Raw genomic sequence first — 21,919 nt, 5'->3', positions numbered from 1 at the left:
GTATGAAAAGCGTCGCTCAGGCGAACTGGCTGAGGCCCGGCGTCCCCGCGATGATCTTGCCCATCTGATCCGCTCCGATTTTGTCCCGGCCGAAGCGGAAAAGTTCACGGGCAATGGTCTGGATGTCGGACATGCCAAGCCCGAGGCCCATCAGGCGCGTGCCGACCGCCATCAGGCCGCCGCCCATCAGTCGCGACAGCCCGCCGCCGCTCCTGGACGCCTCGATCGCTCCTTCCGCACCAGGGATCTGGTCGATCAGGGCCTGCACGCTGTCGGAAGGACCTTCACTGCGGAGGAATCCCAGAATAATGCCGACGGTCTTTTCAGCGACAGCACTATCTATGCTGGCGTTTGTCGCCAGCCGTCCGATCAGCTCGTCCATTGACCCGCCCCTCAGCCGGTTCACATGCCGGAGATTATTTTCGAAAAGTGATCTTGAGCCCGTGCGATGTGAAATACAAGCAATGAACGCATGCAACGTCCCGATTCACTCTCGAAGACAGGAGAAGTGTTGCAGCAATGCAAGAGCGGAGACGAAATTCACGAAAAATCGCCGCGGATCGATGCGCGCGCCCGACTTTTGGCGCCCGCCGCGCGCGGAGTCTCCGACGATGTCGCATGTCGACGGCGCCCTGAAAGGTTTCAATCGACGTGCGACATGCGTTAAACTGCGGAACTGCGGGTTCGAGTTTTCGATACGCGAAACCAACGATAAACCGACAATAGAGAGTGTGATGACGGCGCAGGACAACAAGCTCGGCGATACCGACGACAAGATTTTCGTCGGCAAGGGAGACGAGCTGGCCTGGCTGACACTGGCGCTCGCCAATCGCCACGGCCTCGTCACAGGAGCCACCGGAACCGGCAAGACGGTGACGCTGCAAGTGATGGCGGAAGGATTTGCGCGGGCCGGTGTTCCGGTGTTCGCAGCCGACATCAAGGGCGACCTCTCCGGCATCTCCGAGGTCGGGGAGGCAAAAGACTTCATCGTCAAGCGCGCCAGCGAGATGGGACTGAATTTCCAGCCTGACCAGTTCTCGACGGTGTTCTGGGACGTGTTCGGCGAGCAGGGCCATCCGGTGCGGGCCACCATTACCGAGATGGGGCCGCTGCTGCTCGCGCGCATGCTCGATCTCAACGACGTTCAGGAGGGCGTGCTCAACGTGGCCTTCCGCGTCGCCGACGACAATGGCCTTGCCCTGATCGACCTGAAGGATCTGCGGGCGTTGCTCGATGCCATCCTGCCCGACAGCGGCAAGAAGGGGCCGGACGCGGAAGAGGATCCGCTCGCGCCGATCCGGAAAGCGGCGCAAGGGTTCGGCAACGTCACCAAGGCCACCGTCGGCACCATCCAGCGCCAGCTCCTGGTGCTGGAGAACCAGGGCGGCACCAGGTTCTTCGGCGAGCCGGCGCTGACCTTGAAGGACTTCATGAAGACCGACCGCGACGGCCGCGGTATGGTCAACATCCTCGTCGCCGACAAGCTGATGCAGAGCCCACGGCTTTACGCGACATTCCTGCTGTGGATGCTGTCAGAGCTGTTCGAGGAACTGCCCGAGGCCGGCGATCTGCCCAAGCCCAAGCTGGTGTTCTTCTTCGACGAGGCGCATCTGTTGTTCAACGATGCGCCGAAGGCGCTGATGGACAAGATCGAGCAGGTGGTCCGCCTGATCCGCTCCAAAGGCGTCGGCGTCTATTTCGTCACACAGAATCCGATCGACGTGCCCGACCGTGTGCTCGGGCAGATGGGCAATCGGGTGCAGCACGCCTTGCGCGCCTTCACACCGCGCGACCAGAAGGCGGTCGCCGCTGCCGCCCAGACCTTCCGGCCCAATCCGAAGCTCGACACCGCCAAGGTCATCATGGAGCTCGGCAAGGGTGAGGCGCTGGCGTCATTCCTCGAAGGCAATGGCACGCCGGCGATGGTGGAGCGGGTCATGATCCGGCCGCCATCGGCGCGCATCGGGCCGATAACCCCGGAAGAGCGCAAGGCGATCATGGATGCAAGCCCGCTCAAGGGCAAATACGACACCGCCGTTGATGCCGAGTCGGCCTATGAGATCATCCAGAAGCGGATCGCGGGCACCGCGGCCCCGGCCGATGGTCAGGCGGGTAGCGGTGGCGGTCTCCTCGGCCAGATCGGCTCGATCGTCGGCACCGTCTTCGGCACCAATACCGGGCGTAACCGGCTGACGACCGGCCAGCGCATCGCGCGCGACGTCACGCGCACCGTCACCGACAAGGTTGTCGGCGGCGTCGTGGCCGATCTCGGCAAATCGGTCGGCGGCCAACTCGGCGGTTCGGTCGGCCGCGCGCTGGTCCGCGGCGCGCTCGGCGGACTGCTCCGACGCTAGGCAGGCAAGGACATAGTTGAAGCGGATTTCCGGGCCGCTGCAGCTCCCCTCGCCTGTGAGGAGAGGGGCAGACTTGCGGCCTGTGTGTGGGTAGACATATATCGACACTCTCCCGGCCGCAGATTGAAGGCATTGTGACCACAGCCCGTTCGCCCAACAAACCCGGCGCACTCCGAGCTCTTTCGCTACGTGCGCCGCTCGACCTGCTCTTCCTGTTCTGCTGCCTGATCCTGACCGCCGATGTCCTCGGGCCGGAGATCTTCGGTCACGGCAAGACCAAGGACTATGCGCTGTGGTACTGGGCCGGGCAGCAGGTGCTGCATGGCCGCGCGCTCTATCCCAGCGACATCCGCAACCAGTTCGAGTTCATCTATCCGCCATTGCCTGCGATCCTGCTGGCGATCCCAAGCTGGTTCGGCAAGATCCCGCTCTACGTCGTACTGTCGATCCTGAACGCCGTGGCGTGGTGGTACACGGGGATGCTCTCCAATGCGATGACCGGGGAGGACCGCAAGCCGGGCCCGTGGCTCGAAGCGCTGCCGGCACTGGTCACCGTGACCTTCGTGTTCGACATGTTCGATCTCGGTCAGCCGAACCTCGTTCTGCTGGCGATGATGCTGTGGGGCTTCCGGTTGTTACAGCATCGGCGGTCCTGGTCTGCGGGCTTCATGTTCGCGCTCGCCACCGCCATCAAGGTGTTTCCGGTCGCGGTGCTGCCTTATCTGGTCTGGCGCCGGCAATGGGCGGCGGTCGTCAGCATGCTCGCCTTCATCGGCATCCTGCTCTACATCGTGCCCGCACCGATCCGCGGCTTCGAGCGCAATGCCGCCGAGCTCAACACCTGGTACCAGGGCATGGTCGGCTCGAGCTCGGAAAAGGGCTTCGGCCAGCGCGACGAGCAGAACTGGTCGTGGGTCAACCAGTCCATCATCGCCGTGACGCACCGCCTGGTCCGCCCGATCAACTTCAATCTGGAGGATCCCGGCAAGCCGGTGCGCACGATGAATATCATCGACGTCGACTACAAGACGGCGAACTGGATCGTGCTCGCGGTATCGGTGTTGCTTGGGCTCGGCTTCATCGCAGTGATGCCGTCACAGCGGCAACGAACGGCGCGATCGGATGCCGAGGAGCTCGGCATTCTGTTCTGCCTGATGACGGTGGCCTCGCCGCTGGCACGACAATATTACTTCATGTGGCTGTTCTTCCCGCTGACGGTGCTGATGCATCGGGCCGCCTTCGACGCCAGGCCGAAGGTGCAGCTGGGAAGCTGGCTTGCGCTTGGCGCGGCCGGCATCCTCATGCTGCTGTCGCTGCCGCCATTTCCCAATGCCATTCAGGCCTGGGGCAACAACCTTGCTGCCACGGCAATTCTCGCCGTTACGCTCGCCTGGCACATCCGGCATCCGCCTGATGCGGCTAGCTCCGACGCTGCGGCGGAGCTAAAATCGCAGCCATCTTGAGACTCCAACAAGCGGAACATCCGACCATGGCCAATGCGCAGCTTCAATCCGTGCTCGACCACATCGACAAGGACTTCGACAACAGCCTCGAGCGCCTGTTCTCGCTGCTGCGGATCAAGTCGATTTCCGCCGATCCGGCCTTTTCAGGGGATTGCAAGGCGGCAGCCGAGCATCTGGCCAAGGACATTGCGAGCCTCGGCGTCGCGACCGAGGTGAGGCCGACCGCCGGCCATCCCGCTGTCGTCGGCAAGGTCAAGGCGGGCGGACGGCCGCATGTGATCTTCTACGGCCATTACGACGTGCAGCCGGTCGATCCGCTCGAGCTCTGGCACCGTCCGCCGTTCGAGCCCGCGGTCACGGATCACGCAGACGGCCGCAAGATCATCGTCGCGCGCGGCGCCGAGGACGACAAGGGCCAGGTGATGACCTTCGTCGAAGCCTGCCGCGCCTGGAAGAGAGTGACGGGCTCGCTGCCGATCGACGTCACATTCCTGATCGAAGGCGAGGAAGAGGTCGGCTCCAAGAACTTCGTGCCGTTCGTCGAGGCCCACAAGGACGAGTTCAAGGCCGATTACGTTCTGGTCTGCGACACCGGCATGTGGGACCCCAGCACGCCGGCGATCACCACGGCGCTGCGCGGCCTGCTCTATGAAGAGGTGAAGATCACCGCGGCCAGTCGCGATCTGCATTCCGGCGTATTCGGCGGCACCGCGATGAACCCGATCCGCGTGCTCACCAAGATCTTGGGCGGGCTGTTCGACGACGACAATCGGATCACGATCCCCGGCTTTTATGACGGCGTGAAGGATACGCCGCCGGAGATCCTGGAGCAGTGGAAGAAGCTCAACTTCACGCCCGAGACCTTTCTCAAGCCGGTCGGCCTGTCGATTCCCGCGGGCGAGAAGGGGCGCTTGATGGTCGAGCAGGCGTCCACGCGTCCGACCTGTGACGTCAACGGCATTTGGGGCGGCTATATCGGCGAGGGCTCCAAGACGGTGATTCCGTCGCATGCCTCGGCCAAGGTCTCGTTCCGACTCGTCCAGGGACAGGACCCGCAAAAGATCCGCAAGGCCTTCCGCGATTACGTCACCGCCCGGATTCCCGGCGACTGCAAGGTCGAGTTCGGCGATCATTCCGCCGCGCCCGCCGTGGCGCTCGACTGGAACATGAAGCCGCTGGCTGCGGCCAAACAAGCGCTGACCGAAGAATGGGGCAAGGAGACCGTGCTGATGGGCTCCGGCGCCTCGATCCCGATCGTCGCCGATTTCAAGCGCGCTCTTGGGCTCGACTCGCTGCTGGTCGGCTTCGGCCTCGACGATGACAACATCCACTCGCCGAACGAGAAGTACGATCTGCGCAGCTTCCAGAAGGGCATCCGCTCCTGGGCGCGGATCATCGCGGCGCTGGCGGAAGTGAAGTAGGCCCAGTTGCCGTAGGACCTCCTACCCTTCGTCAAGGGTGGAAGTCCCTGACAGATAACCATAGCACCGTGCTCGACGCTATCCAGGACGCTTCGCGCCGGCTTTGCCGGTGCCTATGGCATCCTGGACAGCGTCTGCGCGCGGCGCTCTTGCGTTCGGCAGGTCGGGACGAAGGAACGGTCGCATGCGGCCGAACAAAGGAACGGCTCAGCCTGCTGCCGAGATCTTCGCGCTGTTGTGGTCTGCGTCGTAGGGCGTCTGGTGCTTGAGCGTCGCGCACAAGGCAAAGAGCAGGCGATCTCCCACACCACGCAGCGCACGCGCATGGCCGTGTCCGCGCTGCCGCAAAGCATCATAGCGTCGCCGGGCTGCGGCGTCGTATTGAAGCGCGCCGCGCGACCAGTGATGAACGGCGCTTTGCAGCCGCCTGTTGCAGGCCAGGCGGCGGATCACGAAGCGTTGCTTGCCGCTTTGCCGCGTCACCGGTGCGACCCCTGCCAAGGCGCGCAAGGCGTGGTAGTCTCGTCTGCGCAGAGGCTCGGTGGCCTCGACGAGCAGTGTGGCGAGAACGATCCTGCCGATTCCCGGCCAGGAGCGAAGGATCGCCACGTCACACTGCTCGGGATTCTGCCCCGCGGGGCTCTCCTGTTCTTCGAGCTTGGCGCACAGGCGGTCCAGGCTGTGCTGCGCTTCCTTGATTTGCTGATTGACCAGGCGCAGACGGGCCGCGAGGCTGCGGATATGCACGCACGCAGCCTCCGTCGTGCCCGGTGCCACGAGCAGGGGTGTCTCGCGCAAAGTCTTGAGCACCGTCGCCGCATCGAGGCGGCGGATACGATAGGCGCTGAGGATGCGCGCGATCGCCTTGTCGCTGGCCTTGGCCGCGCTGTCCGGCGTCGGCACCTTTTGCCAAAGTGCCAGGAACCAGTCGTCGGCGACATCGTCGGTCAGCTTGGCCGCTTGGGGATAGTACCGCCACAACTGCTGACGCAGGCGATTGGCAAGCCGCGTGCGCTCCTGCTGCAGTTCCTCCGCCATGCGCGACCACTCGCGCAGCTCGATCACCAGCGGATTGTCGGCCGCAAGCTGGCGGAAGGCCGCACAGTCCGTACGCAATGAGCTTCCGAGCACATGAGCGTCGCGGCGATCATCCTTGGCACCGGCCACCGTGAAGCGATCCCGGAAGCGGTCGAGTTGCTTGGGATTGATGGCAAAGACCATAAAACCATGCTCGAGCAGCATCTCCACCACTGGGCCATGCGGCGTCTCGATTGCCACCGCGATCTGTCCCGGTGCGGCCTTGGTCTTTTCGACCAGCCAATCACACAGCTCCGTCAGTCCGGCTCCGCCATGCGCAAAGTCGCGCTGGCCGGCCGGCCGTCCTTCCGCATCCAGCAGGCAAACGCAATGACTCCGCGTTGCCCAATCGATCCCGACGAACCATTGCACGTCCTTGACCATCGTTGGATCTCCTCGCTCTCAAAGCGGGCCAACCGCGATCCTGATCGATCCCTGTACTGGCGCTCTCGGCGCAATGACCTCCTACTGGATCTCGATCGCGGACGTTCCGCTGGGGCGCGGTTCCTACGTGGGTGCTCAAGGCACGGGTGGACAAGGCTGCTCCCGACGGATCGGCCCGAATGGCCAGTCTACACCTCTAGGCCGGCCATGAACGTCAGAAGGGTACAGGGTGGGTTAGCTCTGCGACTGCGCGAAGCGCAGTTGCTGGGCGTAACCCACCACTTCTGCATCCGCGGCGGCAGCCCTGGTGGGTTACGCCTAGCGGTTTGCGCTTCGCGCAATTCGCGAGGCTAACCCACCCTACGAAACACCGCAAAAATAAAAACGCCGCCCGGGATTGGACGGCGTTTCATTCCAGAACGTGCAGAGGTAGTTCGACAAAGACACTACCTCACATTCATGAAAATCTCAAGACCGGTAGCCCGGACTCTCGCGGTCGAGCTTGCGCAGCAGCGGCGGCCAGACGAGGTTGTTCGCGCGCAGTTCGGCGCGGTCGCGGTTGGCGAGCAGTTCGGTGTTCTTCTCGATCGCGATCTGCTCGACCGGATAGACTGGCGTGCCCAGCGCACGCGTGCGCACCTGCATCGAGCAGGCGCGCTCGAGATGGTACATGCGCTCGAATGCGGAGGCGACCGAGCGGCCGACGGTCAGCGTGCCGTGATTGCGCAGCAGCATATGATTGTGATCGCCGAGATCCTTCTGCAGCCGCGGCCGTTCGTCGTGATCGAGCGCGATGCCTTCATAGTCGTGATAGGCGAGGTCGTGGGTGACGAGCTGCGCGGTCTGGTTGAGCGGCAGCAGCCCTTCGGCGCTGCTCGACACCGCGGTGCCGTCGAGGGTGTGGAGATGCAGCACGCAGATGGCGTCCTCGCGCACCTCGTGGATCGCCGAATGGATGGTGAAGCCGGCCGGGTTGATGCTGTACTCGCTCTCCGAGAGCTGGTTGCCGTGCAAATCGACCTTGACCAGGCTCGAGGCCGTGATCTCGTCGAACATCAGCCCATAGGGGTTGATCAGAAAGTGATGATCGGGGCCGGGCACGCGCGCGGAGATGTGGGTGTCGACCAGATCGTCCCAGCCATACAGCGCGACGAGGCGATAGCAGGCGGCGAGATTGATCCGTTGCTGCCACTCGGCCTCCGTCATATGAGACGGCACTTCCTTCAGGCGGGCTTCCGCTGGCGACATGGCAAATCTCTCCGAACTTCGTTGTTGTGGAGAGGGAGCGTAGTCTCGGGTGAAGCCGGCAGCAAGCCGACGAAATCGCGGCAGCCAAGCGTAGCCCGCATGCATGTCCGCCGTAGCTCGAAGAGCGAAGGCGGAGAGCGAGACGGCCCAGGAGACGAATTTTACGGCGCCGGGATCGACAGCAGGCTGGAAATGCTGCGGCCGCGGATGTCGTAGACGCGGGCGAACACCACGTCGTCGCGCTTGATCTCGACCATCACGGGGGCGGTGAGTCCCTTGCAATAGAACTCGCCGAGCGTCATTGCGAAATCCGCCGCGTGGGAATCCCACCCGATGGTGAAATCAGGACCGAGCGCGACCTGCGCCGGGCGCTGCGGACCGCACACCGCGACCTTCCATTTGCGATTGCGCGGCGGAACTTCCTGACGCTCGACCAGCTGCTCGCGCAGTTCGTCGGAGGCCTGCTTCAAGGCGAGGCCCCAATAGTCCAGCATGAAGCGGTCGTCGGCGGCGCGCACGGTACCGGCGATGTGGTTGAAGTGGGTGTATTGATAAGGATGCAGCCGGATCATCTCGGCCAGCGGCAGCGCGAGACCGAAACAGAACAGTGCAAGCATGGCCGGTTGCCAGGCGCGATGGCTGACGCGCAGGCGCTCCATGGTCCAGGCGAAGGCGACGCCGCCAAGCACCGCCATCGGCGGGATCACGAACACGAAATGGCGGATGCCATTGTAGAGCGCCGGCCGCTTCACCATCGCGATCGCGAGCGGCAGGGTCGCTGCCAGCGTCAGCATCAAAAGGATGGTCTTGCGGCGCGCTGGAACCTCGCGGCGCGGCAGCATGGCGAAGGTGCTGAACATGGCGCCGGCCATCAACACCAGCATCACTTCGGGAAGTTGCAGGGCAAACAGCGTCGGCAGATACGACCATGGCATGTCGGGCACGGACACGATCGCGCCGTCGAACATTTCCTTCCAGGGCTTCTCGAAGAAGTGCGAGAAATAGGTCAAGGCCTCGAAGGGATTGCCGGGCTCCATGATCGACCACGGCCAGATCAGGCCCATCACGAGATAGCCCAGCACAAGGCCGGGCAGCAGCACGTAGACGACATGGGCGAAACGCCTGACACCCTCGCGGACGCCCTCGCTGCGCAGCTCCTCCAGGAACAGGGGCACGAAGCCGATCATGGCATAGACCAGCGCGAGCCCACCGAGGATGCGCGAGCCGATCGAGAGGCCGGCTCCCAGGCCGACGATCAGGATCGTGCGCGGCGAGGGCTTTGGATATTCCTCGGCGAGCCTGACGAGGCCGAGCATCAGGATGATCATCGCCACCGCGAAGGGCGCATCCTTCGGGTTCATGAACATGTGGCCGTAGAAGATCGGGCAGAGCGCCAGCAGCAGCAGCGCGGCGAGGCCGGCAAGAGGTCCGCCGATGCGACGGCCCAGCCGCCACGTCACCGCAAGCCCGATCACGCCGACAACGGCGCCGACCAGGCGTCGCGTCTCGAACAGCTCGAGCGGAATGATCTTGTGCAGCAGCGCCGCGGCCATGTCGAAGCCGCCGCCATACATATAGAGGTTGGCGAAGGAGAGGGCGGAGGTGTCGCTGAAGCCGGAGCCATACATGCGCAGCAGCAGGTCGGCATATTCTGCGTGGGTGTAGTCGTCCCAACCGAGCCCGTAGTCGCGGAAGGTCAAGCCTGCGATGACGGCGACGGCAGCCAGCACCAGCATGGCAAGGTCGTCGCAAGTCCGTTCAACCGAGCGCCGCTGAGGCGTGTCGATCGCCGAAGTCGTAATGGATGTCATGGCAATTGGTGACCCGGAATCCCCTCGTGGCCCAGCTGGTGCGCGCGGGCCTCAACCCCGGACTCCCTATAGCGCAGTTCCATGACCAAGTAATTGGGCATTATGGCTAAATTCCTGATGCGACGCAGCAATTTCCAACTTTGGCAGCCCTTCAGAGCTAGCGGAGCGTTGCTGAAGGGAATGTGAATAAGTCCCTGATATCCTTCCCTTTAGGAACAGTGGCGGCAATTTGGTCGTTGGCGTGGAACGCAGTAAGACGGTATCGTGGCGTAGCGGGTATCGCGCATGGTTGCGCGCCGGGGGTGTGTTCGATGAGTGTGGCTCTGTTGATCGCTGGGATTTTCGCCGTTCTGGCGGGCCTCCTTGCGATTGCGTTTGGCTATTCCATCAGGGATTTCAGCCTCGGCAGCACGCTCATAACGAGCGGAACGATCGGCGTCTGCTCCGGTATGCTACTGATAGGCCTCTACGTCGTGCTGCTCGAGCTACGGGCCATCGCTCGCAGGCTGGCCGGCGCAGCCGCGGCCTCGGAGGTTCGCGTCAGGCCGGTGCTGCCGCCGGGCCTGGCATCGCCCAACGGGCTCGGTGCGTCTGCGCCGGAACCCGCTCCGGCAATGCGGGCTGAGCCGCCGCCATCGCCGGCCGCGCCGCCAACTCTGGCTGCGGCGCCAACTCTGGCTGCGCCGCCCTGGCAGGCCGAAGCGGCCGCGCGCCCCCGTGTCGAGCCGCCGGCCGAGCCGGAAGCACCTCCGCTACCCTCAGCAGCGCCGGAAACACCGCGCAAGCGGAACCTGCTGTTCGCCTCGAGCTCGCGCAAGGAGCGCGAGCGTGCCGAGGCGAAAGCCGCCGAGAGCGCACCGCCGCAGGCATCTCCTGCCCCGGCAGAGCCCGCCGCGCCGGATGCGCCGCATGCGAGCTTCGACGATGCCTGGCCGAAGCCGGACCGTGCGCGGCCTCCGGAGCCACCGGTGGCGCGTCGTCCACCGCCGCCGCCCCCGCCGCCCCGCCCGTCACCGACCTTCGAGCCGGCTGCGCCTCAACCCACCGCAGCTTCGCCTGCGTCCGAGCCGCCAGCCGAACAGCCGCAGGTGACGGTGCTGAAATCCGGCATCGTCGACGGCATGGCCTATTCGCTCTATTCCGACGGCTCGATCGAGGCGCAGATGCCCGAGGGCATGATGCGCTTTGCCTCGATCGACGAGCTGCGCGCCCATCTCGACCAGCGCGGTGGCTGAAAGTATCTCCCATTCAAGTAAAGCCTCGCCGCTATTGTCGCCAGATCAGTAATCGGCTCATATTCGCCAGTCGTCGTATTTCGGCCAAACGTATTGTTGACAGAGAATACTTCATCGCCGCCAATGCAGCGCGACGGAGCCGGATTGGAGAGAGGTCGCGCCATGTCGGATGCCGCGGGCAAGAATTTCATCGAGCTGACGGCGAACATCGTCTCGGCCTATCTCAGCAACAACCCGACGCCGGCCGGCGAGATTCCGAACCTGATCAGCCAGGTGCACGGTGCGTTGACGCGGGTGTCGTCAGGCCGTGTCGAGGCGCCGCTCGAACCGGCAAAGCCCGCGGTGTCGCTGAAAAAGTCGATCGCGCCGGACTATCTGGTGTGTCTGGAAGACGGCAAGCGCTTCAAGTCGCTGAAGCGCCATCTGCGCACCCAGTACAGCATGACGCCGGAGCAATATCGCGAGAAATGGGGCCTGCCGGCCGACTATCCCATGGTCGCGCCGAACTACGCGGTGGCCCGTTCGCAACTGGCAAAGAAGATGGGCCTGGGACAGCAGCAGCGGAAGAAGGGGAAGTAGGGCAGCGCCCAAGATCTCGCAGGGTGGGCAAAGGCGCACTTGCGCCGTGCCCACGAATTCTCTCCGTCACACGCAAATGGTGGGCACGCTCCGCTTTGCCCACCCTATACGGCAGCTCACAATGAGGCGCTAAGACGCCTCCGCCAACGCCTCTCTCGCATCGGTCTTGATCCGCTCCACCATCGAGCGCAGGCCGTTGGAGCGCTGCGGCGTCAGATGATCGCGGAAGCCGAACTCATTGAACACGGAAATCGCATCGGTCTCGAGAATCTGCTGCGGCGTGCGGCCGGAATAAAGCGCGAGCACGATCGCGACCAGCCCGCGCACGATATGCGCGTCGCTGTCGCCGCGATACCGCAGGATCGGTGCACCACCGTCGCGTTCGACCAGCTTCTGGAGCCAGACCTGGCTGACGCAGCCTTGCACCTTGTTCTCGGCCGAATGTTCCGCCTCGGGCATCGGTTCCAGGGTGCGGCCGAGCTCGATCACGTACCGGTAACGGTCGTCCCAATCGTCCAGAAGCTCGAAATTCTCGCGGATATCGTCGATCGAAGTCATTGATGGCCTGTGGTTCCCGTTCAGGCCAATATAGGCACGCGAAGCGTCGAAATCGATAGGATTCGGAGCCTAATTCGCCGTCGCCTCGGGGCCGCGCCATTCCAACGCAAGATCGTCCTGGGTCAGCGTGTCGCGAGGCGCCTCGCTCGCCATGGCATCGCCTTCGCCGGCCACCGCAATGGAGCCGGTATGGTCGGGCGCCTTCTTGTCGGTCTTCTCATTCTTGTCGTTGGTGATCTGCTCCTTCTTGTCGTTGATGATCTGGTAGATCTTCTTCGCGCCGTCCTGCGCCCGCTGGCCGATGATGGTTGCGGCCTGTCCGCCGACCTCGCAGGCCGCCGGCTGGCGCTTGCAGAACTGGCTCATGTCGGAGACGGCCGCGGTCGCAGCCTGCACCGCGTCGGCAGCGCCGATATTCGGCCGCTTGTCCGATTCGGGCGTCTTGTCCCGCGGCAGGAGCACCAGCACCAGCCCGAGCCAGAATGTGATGCGAAGCAGAAAGCGCATCTTATCGACCTGTAGTTAGATCTGGCACGCGGCGATCTCCGCGCGGCGCCAGTGACCTAGCAACTCTCGATAAATCGCAAGTGATTGCCTTGAGCTTAATTCGCAGAAAATTTACGCAAAAAACTTCGCAGGGCGAGGTCGCGTCAATTTTCGATTGATCGGCCCGTCCGTGGTGTCCCGGACCTGCACGTCCACCAATTCGAAACCATGAAGGGCAAGGCGAAACCCTGTGTTCACCATCACCGATGATGACATCGCCAAATCGCCTAAAAATCTCAACGAAGATACGGCGTCCGGCCGCGCGCCGATCCGCCTTAGCACTCGTTTAAGGTCGCTCTGACACGGTGGCTCAACGACAAGGAGGCGTTCCGGCGCGTCTTTTGACGAGTGAGCCGAAGCGCGAGACCCGTGACAGTTTTGAGTATCATCCGCGATTGTCTCGATGCACTGCTGCATCCCTCCGCGCGCTACGATGCGCTGACGCGTGCGCGGCATCGGGCCTTCATGGCGCCGCGGCTTCTCGGAAGCCTGGCCGCTTTTGCCGCATTTCCCGTTTATCTTGTCCTGCGCGGCGCGCCGAGCGCGATCGAGGTCGCGGCTCTCGCCTGGCTGATCGCGCCGATTCTGCTGTCCTGGTTCCTGTCGCGCACCGGGCGCTATGAGGGCGCCCATGTGCTGTCGTCGCTGGCGCTTGCCGGACTGATCATGGCAATCGCGGCCACGACCGGCGGTATCGAATCCTTCGCGGCGATCTGGCTGGTCGTGGTTCCCCTGGAGGCCGCCCTGTCGGCCTCGCGCCGTGTCGCGGCCTTCGCCTCGCTGCTCGCATTGTCCTGCGCGGCCGTCCTGATCCTGCTCAGCTTGCTCGGCTGGCTGCCTTCTGGCGAGCTCGGCGGAACCCAGCGCGGCGTGATGATGGCGCTCGGCGTTGCCTCGGCGACGCTTTATGCCGCGGGCCTTGCTTTCGGCGCCGAGTTGCTTGCGCGCACCAGCGTCACGCTGCTCTCGCGCGAGGAGGAGCGCTATCGCCTGCTCGCGCGCAACATGAGCGATGTGATCTCGCGGCATCAGCGCAACGGCGCGGTGCAGTTCATCTCGCCGGCCGCGGAAGCCATGCTCGGCATGCCGGTCGCGCAACTGCTCGGCCACGGCCTGTTCGATCGCGTCCATGTCGCCGATCGTCCGGCCTATCTCACCGCGCTGTCGGACGCCGCGCGTGGCGAGGTCCGCAGCGTCGAATTCCGGCTGCGTCGCGATCCCACCGGTTCCGAGCGCGGCCAGATCGACTTCATCTGGGTCGAGATGCGCTGCCGTCCGCTCGACCAGGATCAGCGCCAGAATTCTTACAGCGACGTCACCGCCGAGCTCGAAGTCGTCGCGGTGATGCGCGACGTCACCGACCGCAAGCTGTCGGAGCAGGCGCTCGATCAGGCTCGCAACGCGGCGGAAGCCGCCGACGCCGCCAAGACGCGCTTCCTCGCCACCATGAGCCATGAGCTGCGCACGCCGCTCAACGCCATCATCGGCTTCTCCGAGATGATCGCGCAGGAGCAGATCCTGATGCTGGCCGCCAGCCAGCGCAAGGAATATGCCGAACTGATCAACGCTTCCGGCCAGCATCTGCTGTCGGTGGTGAACGGCATCCTCGACATGTCGAAGATGGAATCGGGCAATTTCGAGATCGCCTCCGAGCCGTTCGCGCCGCGCGCCGCGCTGATGCATTGCTGCAATCTGCTCGCGCTCAAGGCGCGCGAGAGCGGCATCGACCTCATCACCGACGCGCCGCAGGATCTGCCCGTGATGACCGGCGATCCCCGCGCTTTCAAGCAGATCGTGCTCAATCTCGTCGCCAACGCCGTCAAGTTCACCGAGCGCGGCGGCCAGGTCACGGTATCAGCATCGGCATCGGCTTCGCAGCTGACCCTGCGCGTCAGCGACACCGGCGTCGGCATCGCGCCCGACGATCTCAAGCGCATCGGCGCGCCGTTCTTCCAGTGCGGCAAGACCTATGAGCGCCGCCATGAAGGCACTGGCCTTGGGCTTTCGATCGTGAAGAGCCTGGTGGCGTTGCATCTCGGCGAATTGACGGTACAAAGCAAGCTCGGCGAGGGCACCGCCGTCACGGTCAAGCTGCCGCTCGTCTATACGCCGCCGCAAGCCAAGCCGGTGGCGAGCAAGATCGCGACGTTCACGCCGGTGCTGTGTCATGACGTTCAGGACCAACCTGCTCTGGTGAAGAAAAGTGCCTAAAAAGTCTGCCAACGACGAAGCCGCTCCGCGCCGCCGTGGCGCCAAGGCCAAGGCTGCGGTCATCGATGTCGAGACCGAGCGCAACCTCGTCTTGCGCGTGCTCTTGCATAGTCCCAAGGACACGCTGGCCGGCCTCGTCGCCGCCGCCGCCATCAGCGCTATCGTTGCCAACGCGCTGTTCCTGCAGACCGGCCGGCATCCGGCGCCGATGTTCGGCACCGTGATCAATCTTCCTGCGCCGTCGCCGGCGTCGCTCGCAAGCCCCATGCCGCGGCCGCGCCCCGTCGGCGCCGATACCTCGCCGCTCGAGCCGAAGGCGACCGAGTTTCGAGTCGAGCCCAAGCCGGCCGAGAAGCCGCCGGAGAAACCCACTGAAACGACCGCCTCGACGCCGCGCTCCGGCGATCCCATGACCAATCTGGTGATCAAGGCCACGGCACCGACGCCGGCCCCGTCCTCGGTTGCCGTCGCGCGGCCGCCGGCGCCGATCCCGCAGCAGAGCCCGGCGGCGCGTCGCCTCGCCGGCGTGCAGCGCGCGCTGTCCGAATACGGCTATGGCAATTTGAAGATCACCGGCACGATGAGCGGCGAGACCCAGTCGGCGATCCAGACCTTCGAGCGCCAGCACAAATTGCCCGTCACCGGCCAGGTGTCGGACCGCCTGCTGCGCGAGCTCGCCGCCGCGATCGGCCATCCCGTCGAATAATCGTCATCGCTTCGCGAAGTTTGAAGGCTGGTGCCGCGCGCGGCACTCGCCTATCGTGCGTCCATGCGTTTGAAATCGAATATCTGGGTCTCAGCTTACTTGCGCCGGTGCCAGACCGAGGGCGTGTTCGGCGCCGTGCGCCATCGCGGCGCCGAGGAGGCGGGCGCGGTGTTCGTCAAGGTGTCGCTGCTGGACGGCAACGCGATGCTTTACGTGCCGGCGCCGCAGACCTCCTATGACGACGGCCGCCCGGTCGATCGCTTCTTCGTGCCGATTGCGCCACAGCCCGTGCCTGAGTCTGCCGTCGAAGAACGCCTGACCAAGGAGCTCCGCTTCGATCCGGATGCCTGGATCGTCGAGACCGAGGACCGCGCCGGGCGGCACTTTCTGGAATTGGCGAAGACCTGATCCATCCTCACCGTCATTGCGAGGCACCGGGGCCGCGCTTCGCGCGGACCCGGTGGCTCGCTATGACGACGTGGAAAGTTTAGCGCTCTGATCCGCTAGAGCCCGTGCGCACCGCCGGGCTCGATCCCGGCTGCACGCTCGGCCGCGACGGGCTGGACGCTCCGCGTGCGCGCTGCCGGTCGCTGTCATGCAGCGACGGCTGATATTTCGTGCGCGTGACGGCGAGCGTCGAGCCGCGCCAGGCGGCGAGCATCACCAGCGCCGAGCGGTCGCTGATGCGGTCATAGAGCCGCGACAGCCGATAGACCTCGTTCACGGAGGTGCCGATCGCGGGCTTGAAGAACAGCAGGATGCGCTGGAAGTTCGGGCTCGGCATGTCGAGCGCGCGCGCGGCAACCGCGAGCGCCTCGCCGCCGGCGTCCTCGACGATCTCCGTTGCGACGCGCGAGGGCAGGATCAGCGTGTCGCCGAGCTCGTAGGTGAAGCTGTCGACATCGCCCGCGATCGCCGCCATCTCCAGGACCTGGATCGCGCGCTTGGCATGCACGGTCGGAATCCGCGGCGCGGCCTTCAGCGGCGTCTGCGCCAGGTTTTGCAGCATCAGCGCGCGCTGGCTCGCATCGGCGCTGAAGAACGTGTCGTGGATCTCGGCCGCTTCCTTCGGCTGCATCGCCATGTTGGCGGCCATGTGCGCTTCCGCGTCCGTCGGCGCGCGGGCGGGCGAGGGGATAAGCGTAGCTTCCGGGATTGTGCGCGCGAGCGGCACGCGGCGGCCTTCCTGCGCCGCGACCAGGCCGAGCTTTTGCAGCACGGGCACGGGCGTGTGCGGATAGATCGCAAGCTTCGCCTTGACGGCCGCGCGCGTCGCGTCGTCGACCTGATCGATCAGCCGCGTCGCAAGCTCGATGAATTGGCGCTGCTCGTCATCGGTGTGGGTGCTGGCCTGGACATAGAGATCGGTCAACACGCGCAGCAGGGTGGGGCGAACATCGACGCCCTCGCGGCGGGAGAGTGTCATCAGCCCGTCGAATCCGGGAAACAGCGACTTGGTCATGGAGGCGTACGCAACTTCGGAAGAACTGTCGTCTCAGCCTATCAAGGGTTCCTTTAAAGGTTGCTTAAGGAAAACGAAATGTGAAGCAAACCCGCTCAATTCGAGCGCTTTCGTCTCGCTGCGGGACGGCGAGCCAATGGTCCGTGCGGTTACGGTCCAACAGCCATGTTTACACCCCGTTAACCATAAACTGATCCTAATGACCCCCATGTGCTGGGGCGCGCGTTCGATCGCGCGGCAGTTGAGAGAGCTGACATGGGGACCATCATCGAATTTCCGGCCGGTCGCCGGGTGGGCTCGTCGGGGGACGTCACACCGCGCGCGGACATGGGAACGATTCTGATCCTTCCCGTCATCCGCATCGAGCGCGACAGCGACGAAACCAGCGGCGACCGTGGACCGGAGCAGGGCACCGCGCCGGGGCGCCGCCGTCGTCGCCGCTGAATTGCGGCTTTTGCAATGCCGCACTCCATCCATCAGCTCCGCACCATTCGATCGGCCATTCTGTTCGCAGCCCTGGGCACCACGCTCGCTGGCTGCAGCGGCGGTGATTTCGGCCGCACCCGCGCCGACATGCGCAGCGACGATATGCACGGCTGGCTTGGCCTTGAGGCCACCGGGAGCCTCGGACTGAAGTCCTCCCAATTCCAGTTGACCGACGAGGAGCGCCAGCTTCGCGACCTCGCCTATCCCATGATCGAGCCGCCGCTGTCCCGGCCGGCCTGGAAGAGCGTGTTCGGCGATTACAAGGCCCTGCCGGCACCGTGGCGCCAGAAGGTCGTGTTCGACCGCACCATGTACGGCCGTACGCTGATCGACGAGCCGCATCGCTCGCACGCCTCGCGCTATGCGCAGCTGATCGAGGACGTGCGCAACGACATCACCCGCTTCGAGCCGTTCTTTGCCTGCGCGATCCGCGTCATCGATCTCGACAGGAAGCGGGACGCCAGCATGGCGCGGGTCTCCGCGCTGTCGCCACAGGAAAAGGCGGACGCCGTCGCGCGCATGCAGGAGAACTCGCTGATCGTCCAGTGGGTGCAGCAAAGCCTCGAGCAGCGCGTCTCGTCCTATCGCTGGGCGCTGGAGCGGCTGGTGATCCAGGCGCCCGACGGCATGGCCGCCGACGCCGACCGCCTGATCGGCGAACTCGCCGCGCAAACCGCCAATCCGCCTGTTGTCTCGCAGCCGCCTTACGGCCGCGCGGTGGTCTCGAAGGGCTGATCGCGGACCGCTCCCGTCCGGGCACGAGCAGCCCGACAACCCGCGATCAACCTGCGCCGCCCCCTCCGGCACGTCCGCCCGGGGAACCGGTGCCCACGGCTGCCGCCACCCGTCTTGAGCCTCCGCCACCCTACCGATTGGTGATTGTCCTGCCGCGCAATAGGGGTAGGATCAGCTCGTTTCTTCAAGTGATTTCACTCAAAGGTCCTTCGCGATGAGCCTCCACGCCGCGAGTCCGGTCAAGAGCCGTCTGGAAGTTCCCCTGCCGCGAAAACTGCTAGTCCTCGCCGTTCTCCTGGGATCGACCGGGACGGCTGCCGCGCTGACCAAGGAGGCGGCACTCGAGAATTGCAGGATGACCGTCGGCAAGCCGATCGTGCAGGCCTGCATGCATGCGGGCGGCGGTGCCGATCGGGAATCATGCCGCGCCAAGGCCTCGCCGCAGGTCAAAGCCTGCGTGATGGCGGCGCTCAATGCCGCCAACGGCCGCGCCAATGTCGCCGTCGAGGTACCGAAGGAAGAGGCGCCCAAGCTGGCGCCGGGGACCGCACTGCCCAAGGATTTCATCGCGCCGCCGCGCACCATCTCCGACATCACCGCGATCCTCGACAGCGAAAAGCCGAACGAGAAGCTGATCGCGGAGCTGAAGGCGGACGCGGATTCGACGCCCACGGGCAAGGAATCCCGCGAGGATCTCGCCCAGTTCTATTTCGATCGCGCCAATGCGCGCGCCCAGCTCGGACGGCTTGCCGAATCTATCACCGACGCCAACAAGGCCATCGAGGTCGGACGCGGCGCCATCAGCGCAAACATGATGGGTCGGCTGACGCAGCTGGCCGCCCTGCAATATTCGAACGCCGGCGATCCGAAGCGCGCACTCGAGATCATGCAGAGGCAGTTGCGCGAGGTCGCCACCGCGCCGGGCGCAAAGGGGTATCTGTTCAACGCCAATCGCTCGATCGCAGGCATTCTCATTCAAATGGGCGACATCCCGCAGGCCGAAGCCTATCTGCGCCGCAGCCTCGCCGGGATCCAGGAGGCTCGCACCAGCGGCCTGCCCGGATGGCGCGCCTCCTATGCGAAGATGGGGCAGAATTGGGAGGCTGAAATCGATGGCACCCGCGCCATGATCTTCGAGGCGCGCGGGCAGTTCAAGGAAGCCGAAGCCTCCTATCGTCTGGCCGAGCAGCGCAAGCGCGCCGGCATGAAGGCCGTGATGGAGTCGGACAACCCTCCCGCTGAAACCGTCGTCCTGCAGACCATCGACTATCTGGTTCTGAGCCAGGCGCGCATGAAGGCGCGGCAGGGCAGGCTCGCCGAAGCCGAGGTCGACGCGCGCCGGGCGCTGTTGTCGCGCCTGAAGGACACCGGCAAGTACAATCCGGTGATGCCGCGTTATGTGATGGGATTGGCCGGCATCCTGGTCGATGAGGGCCGTTACGAGGAAGCGGAGCAGCTCGGCCGCGTCGCGCTGGAGATCAACAAGACGGTCGGCGTGCCGGAAGACTCGCAATCCACCGTGCAGCTGCTGTCGCAGCTCGCCGGCATTCTCAACCTGCGGCGCAACAATGCCGAAGCCAGCGACATGTTTGCGCGGATCGACAAGGCGGTCGCCAATTGGGATCCGCAGCGCCGCCAGGTCATCGAGCTCAATCCGGCGCGCATTCTCGCGCTCTACAATTCCGGCCAGCTCGACGCCGGCATCGCCGCCGCCGAGCAACTGGTCAAGAAGCAGGTCGGGCGGGTCGGTGAGAACCATTTCGATGCGGCGTCGGCGCGCGGCACCCTGGCGATCGGCCTGATGCGCGCACGGCGCGATGCCGACGCCATCAGGGAGTTCAAGGCCGCCATTCCGATCATGATGGCGAATGCGAACGAGAACGCCGACGACGAGAACACCACCGTGGTGGCCGCGCGCAGCCAGCGGCTGCAGGCCATCGTCGAGAGCTACCTGCTGCTGCTCGCGCGGGCCGAGGGCACCAGCGGCGCCGTGGGCGAGGAGACGTTCAGTCTTGCCGATGCCATCCGTGGCCGCTCGGTGCAGCAGGCGCTCGCGGCCTCAAGCGCGCGTGCCGCCGCCAAGGATCCCGCGCTGGCCGAGCTCGTGCGCAAGGAGCAGGATCTGACAAAGCAGGTCAACGCCCAGCTCGGCACGCTCAACAACGTCCTCGCCATTCCCTCGGCGGAGCGCGACGAGAAGGGGGCGCAGCAGATCCAGGCGTCGATCACGGCCTTGCGCGGTGAACGCGACAAGGCGCGCCAGGAGATCAAGCAGAAATTCCCTGTTTATGCCGATCTGGTTTCGCCGAAGCCGCCGAGCGTTGCCGAGATCCGCGCGATCTTGTCGGACAATGAAGCGATGTTGTCGTTCTATTTCGGCCAGAACGGCAGCTTCGTCTGGGCCGTGCCGAAATCGGGCCCGGTGGCCTTTGCCGCCGTCAATGCCAGGAGCGGCGACATCGAGACCAAGATCCGCAAGCTGCGCGAGGCGCTGGAGCCGCAGGCGGCGATGATCTCGGACATTCCGCCATTCGACCTGAAGCTCGGTTATGAGCTCTACGAGCTGTTGCTGAGGCCGGTCGAGAGCGGATGGAAGCCCGCCAAGAACCTGATTGTGGTGACCAACGGCGCGCTCGGCCTGTTGCCGCTGTCGCTACTCCCGACTGCACCCGCAGAGGTGGCTGTGGAGGAGGATCCGCTGTTCGTCGGCTATCGCAACGTGCCCTGGCTGGCGCGGACCCATGCCGTCTCGACGGTTCCGTCGGCCGCGGCGCTGCGCACGCTGCGGCAGCTGCCGCCCGGCAAGCCCGGCCGCAGCGATCTCGTGGCATTCGGCGATCCCTATTTCAACAAGGAGCAGCAGGCCGAGGCAGAAAGCGCCGACGGCAAGGTGCAGGTCGCCGATGTCGGCGGCAACCTCACCCGCGGCATGCCGCTGAAGCGTCGCAGCAGCCCGAAGCTCGAAGGCGTCGACAGCGCCGAGCTCGGGCTATTGCCTCGTCTCCCTGATACGGCCGACGAGCTCAAATCGATTGCGCTGGCCTTGCAGGCGGATCCCTCCAAAGTGCTGTTCCTCGGCAAGAATGCGACCGAGAGCGCCGTGAAGACGATGAATCTCTCCGGCTTCAGGATTCTGGCGTTCGCCACCCACGGTCTCGTGCCGGGCGAGCTCAACGGCCTGACGCAGCCCGCTCTTGCCTTGTCGTCGCCGGCGGTGACGGGCGAGGGCGGAGATGGCCTCCTCACCATGGAGGAGATCCTCGGCCTGAAGCTCGACGCCGACTGGGTCATCCTGTCCGCCTGCAACACCGGCGCCGGCGCAGGGGCCGGCGCCGAGGCCGCCTCCGGCCTTGGCCGCGCGTTCTTCTATGCGGGAACGCGCGCACTGCTGGTGACCAACTGGTCGGTGCATTCGCAATCGGCCCGCCAGCTCGTGACCGATCTGTTCAAGCGGCAGGCCGACGATGCAAAACTGTCGCGGAGCGAAGCGCTGCGGCAGGCGATGATGGCTCTGGTCGATGGTCCCGGTTACCTGAACGGCGAGGGCAAGACCGAGTTCGCCTACGCGCACCCGCTGTTCTGGGCGCCGTATACGATCATCGGTGATGGCGGGGTGCGATGATTGACACCGGAAGGTTGGGAA

General features: G+C 64.8%; 18 protein-coding genes. 11 read left to right on the top strand and 7 right to left on the bottom strand.

Annotated features, from left to right (window positions below; genetic code table 11):
- Positions 1-16: 16 nt before the first annotated feature.
- Positions 17-382, bottom strand: coding sequence for a hypothetical protein (locus ACNJX9_RS27405; RefSeq protein WP_057753036.1), 366 nt, complete (start codon positions 380-382; stop codon positions 17-19).
- 352 nt (positions 383-734) lie between these two features.
- On the opposite strand from ACNJX9_RS27405, the gene ACNJX9_RS27400 reads away from it, so the two are divergent.
- From ACNJX9_RS27400 to ACNJX9_RS27390, 3 genes are all read left to right on the top strand, one after another.
- A complete protein-coding gene (locus ACNJX9_RS27400; protein WP_439405125.1) occupies positions 735-2,354 on the top strand; it encodes a helicase HerA-like domain-containing protein in 1,620 nt (539 codons plus the stop codon).
- A 134-nt stretch (positions 2,355-2,488) separates the two neighbouring features.
- Positions 2,489-3,817 (top strand): glycosyltransferase family 87 protein, encoded by a 1,329-nt coding sequence (locus ACNJX9_RS27395; RefSeq protein WP_439405124.1) that lies wholly within the window; start codon positions 2,489-2,491, stop codon positions 3,815-3,817.
- A 26-nt stretch (positions 3,818-3,843) separates the two neighbouring features.
- Positions 3,844-5,238, top strand: coding sequence for a M20/M25/M40 family metallo-hydrolase (locus ACNJX9_RS27390; RefSeq protein ID WP_439405122.1), 1,395 nt, complete (start codon positions 3,844-3,846; stop codon positions 5,236-5,238).
- A 207-nt stretch (positions 5,239-5,445) separates the two neighbouring features.
- On the opposite strand, the gene ACNJX9_RS27385 is transcribed toward ACNJX9_RS27390, so the two are convergent.
- From ACNJX9_RS27385 to ACNJX9_RS27375, 3 genes are all read right to left on the bottom strand, one after another.
- Positions 5,446-6,699, bottom strand: coding sequence for an IS110 family transposase (locus ACNJX9_RS27385; protein WP_439405121.1), 1,254 nt, complete (start codon positions 6,697-6,699; stop codon positions 5,446-5,448).
- Positions 6,700-7,167: 468 nt separating this feature from the next.
- Positions 7,168-7,947: a class II aldolase/adducin family protein gene (locus ACNJX9_RS27380; RefSeq protein ID WP_057753040.1), complete on the bottom strand. Its 780-nt coding sequence runs from the start codon at positions 7,945-7,947 to the stop codon at positions 7,168-7,170.
- Positions 7,948-8,108: 161 nt separating this feature from the next.
- Positions 8,109-9,758, bottom strand: coding sequence for a glycosyltransferase family 39 protein (locus tag ACNJX9_RS27375; RefSeq protein WP_439405120.1), 1,650 nt, complete (start codon positions 9,756-9,758; stop codon positions 8,109-8,111).
- Between the two features lie 311 nt (positions 9,759-10,069).
- Between ACNJX9_RS27375 and ACNJX9_RS27370 the strand changes: the two genes are divergently transcribed.
- Both ACNJX9_RS27370 and ACNJX9_RS27365 read left to right on the top strand, forming a co-directional pair.
- Positions 10,070-10,993, top strand: a complete 924-nt coding sequence (locus ACNJX9_RS27370) for a DUF308 domain-containing protein (protein WP_439405118.1) — start codon at positions 10,070-10,072, stop codon at positions 10,991-10,993.
- A gap of 162 nt (positions 10,994-11,155) precedes the next feature.
- The gene (locus ACNJX9_RS27365; protein ID WP_057753042.1) at positions 11,156-11,572 is read left to right on the top strand and encodes a MucR family transcriptional regulator; all 417 of its coding nucleotides are present in this window, start codon (positions 11,156-11,158) and stop codon (positions 11,570-11,572) included.
- Between the two features lie 129 nt (positions 11,573-11,701).
- On the opposite strand, the gene ACNJX9_RS27360 is transcribed toward ACNJX9_RS27365, so the two are convergent.
- Both ACNJX9_RS27360 and ACNJX9_RS27355 read right to left on the bottom strand, forming a co-directional pair.
- On the bottom strand, positions 11,702-12,130 hold the full coding sequence (locus ACNJX9_RS27360) for a SufE family protein (protein WP_057753043.1): 429 nt from the start codon (positions 12,128-12,130) through the stop codon (positions 11,702-11,704).
- A gap of 69 nt (positions 12,131-12,199) precedes the next feature.
- Positions 12,200-12,637, bottom strand: coding sequence for a DUF5330 domain-containing protein (locus tag ACNJX9_RS27355; protein WP_057753044.1), 438 nt, complete (start codon positions 12,635-12,637; stop codon positions 12,200-12,202).
- Between the two features lie 408 nt (positions 12,638-13,045).
- Here ACNJX9_RS27355 and ACNJX9_RS27350 point away from each other — a divergent pair, with 408 nt between their 5' ends.
- From ACNJX9_RS27350 to ACNJX9_RS27340, 3 genes are all read left to right on the top strand, one after another.
- Positions 13,046-14,887 (top strand): ATP-binding protein, encoded by a 1,842-nt coding sequence (locus ACNJX9_RS27350; RefSeq protein ID WP_439405116.1) that lies wholly within the window; start codon positions 13,046-13,048, stop codon positions 14,885-14,887.
- The gene (locus tag ACNJX9_RS27345; RefSeq protein ID WP_439405115.1) at positions 14,880-15,593 is read left to right on the top strand and encodes a peptidoglycan-binding protein; all 714 of its coding nucleotides are present in this window, start codon (positions 14,880-14,882) and stop codon (positions 15,591-15,593) included. The genes ACNJX9_RS27350 and ACNJX9_RS27345 overlap by 8 nt, the downstream gene beginning before the upstream one ends.
- A gap of 63 nt (positions 15,594-15,656) precedes the next feature.
- The gene (locus tag ACNJX9_RS27340; protein WP_057753107.1) at positions 15,657-16,001 is read left to right on the top strand and encodes a DUF1491 family protein; all 345 of its coding nucleotides are present in this window, start codon (positions 15,657-15,659) and stop codon (positions 15,999-16,001) included.
- Positions 16,002-16,080: 79 nt separating this feature from the next.
- On the opposite strand, the gene ACNJX9_RS27335 is transcribed toward ACNJX9_RS27340, so the two are convergent.
- Complete coding sequence (locus ACNJX9_RS27335; protein WP_439405114.1) at positions 16,081-17,055, bottom strand: DUF2336 domain-containing protein; 975 nt, start codon at positions 17,053-17,055, stop codon at positions 16,081-16,083.
- Between the two features lie 255 nt (positions 17,056-17,310).
- Here ACNJX9_RS27335 and ACNJX9_RS27330 point away from each other — a divergent pair, with 255 nt between their 5' ends.
- From ACNJX9_RS27330 to ACNJX9_RS27320, 3 genes are all read left to right on the top strand, one after another.
- The gene (locus tag ACNJX9_RS27330; RefSeq protein WP_057753048.1) at positions 17,311-17,499 is read left to right on the top strand and encodes a hypothetical protein; all 189 of its coding nucleotides are present in this window, start codon (positions 17,311-17,313) and stop codon (positions 17,497-17,499) included.
- Positions 17,500-17,514: 15 nt separating this feature from the next.
- Positions 17,515-18,276, top strand: a complete 762-nt coding sequence (locus ACNJX9_RS27325) for a hypothetical protein (protein ID WP_439405112.1) — start codon at positions 17,515-17,517, stop codon at positions 18,274-18,276.
- A 214-nt stretch (positions 18,277-18,490) separates the two neighbouring features.
- The gene (locus tag ACNJX9_RS27320) at positions 18,491-21,898 is read left to right on the top strand and encodes a CHAT domain-containing tetratricopeptide repeat protein (protein WP_439405110.1); all 3,408 of its coding nucleotides are present in this window, start codon (positions 18,491-18,493) and stop codon (positions 21,896-21,898) included.
- Positions 21,899-21,919: the final 21 nt, after the last annotated feature.

Origin of the sequence: Bradyrhizobium sp. BLXBL-03, from assembly GCF_051853015.1 — a bacterium.
GTDB classification, from domain to species: Bacteria; Pseudomonadota; Alphaproteobacteria; order Rhizobiales; family Xanthobacteraceae; genus Bradyrhizobium; species Bradyrhizobium manausense.
Note: the sequence above shows the minus strand (reverse complement) of the source record. Positions and strands in the feature narration are given on the sequence as shown.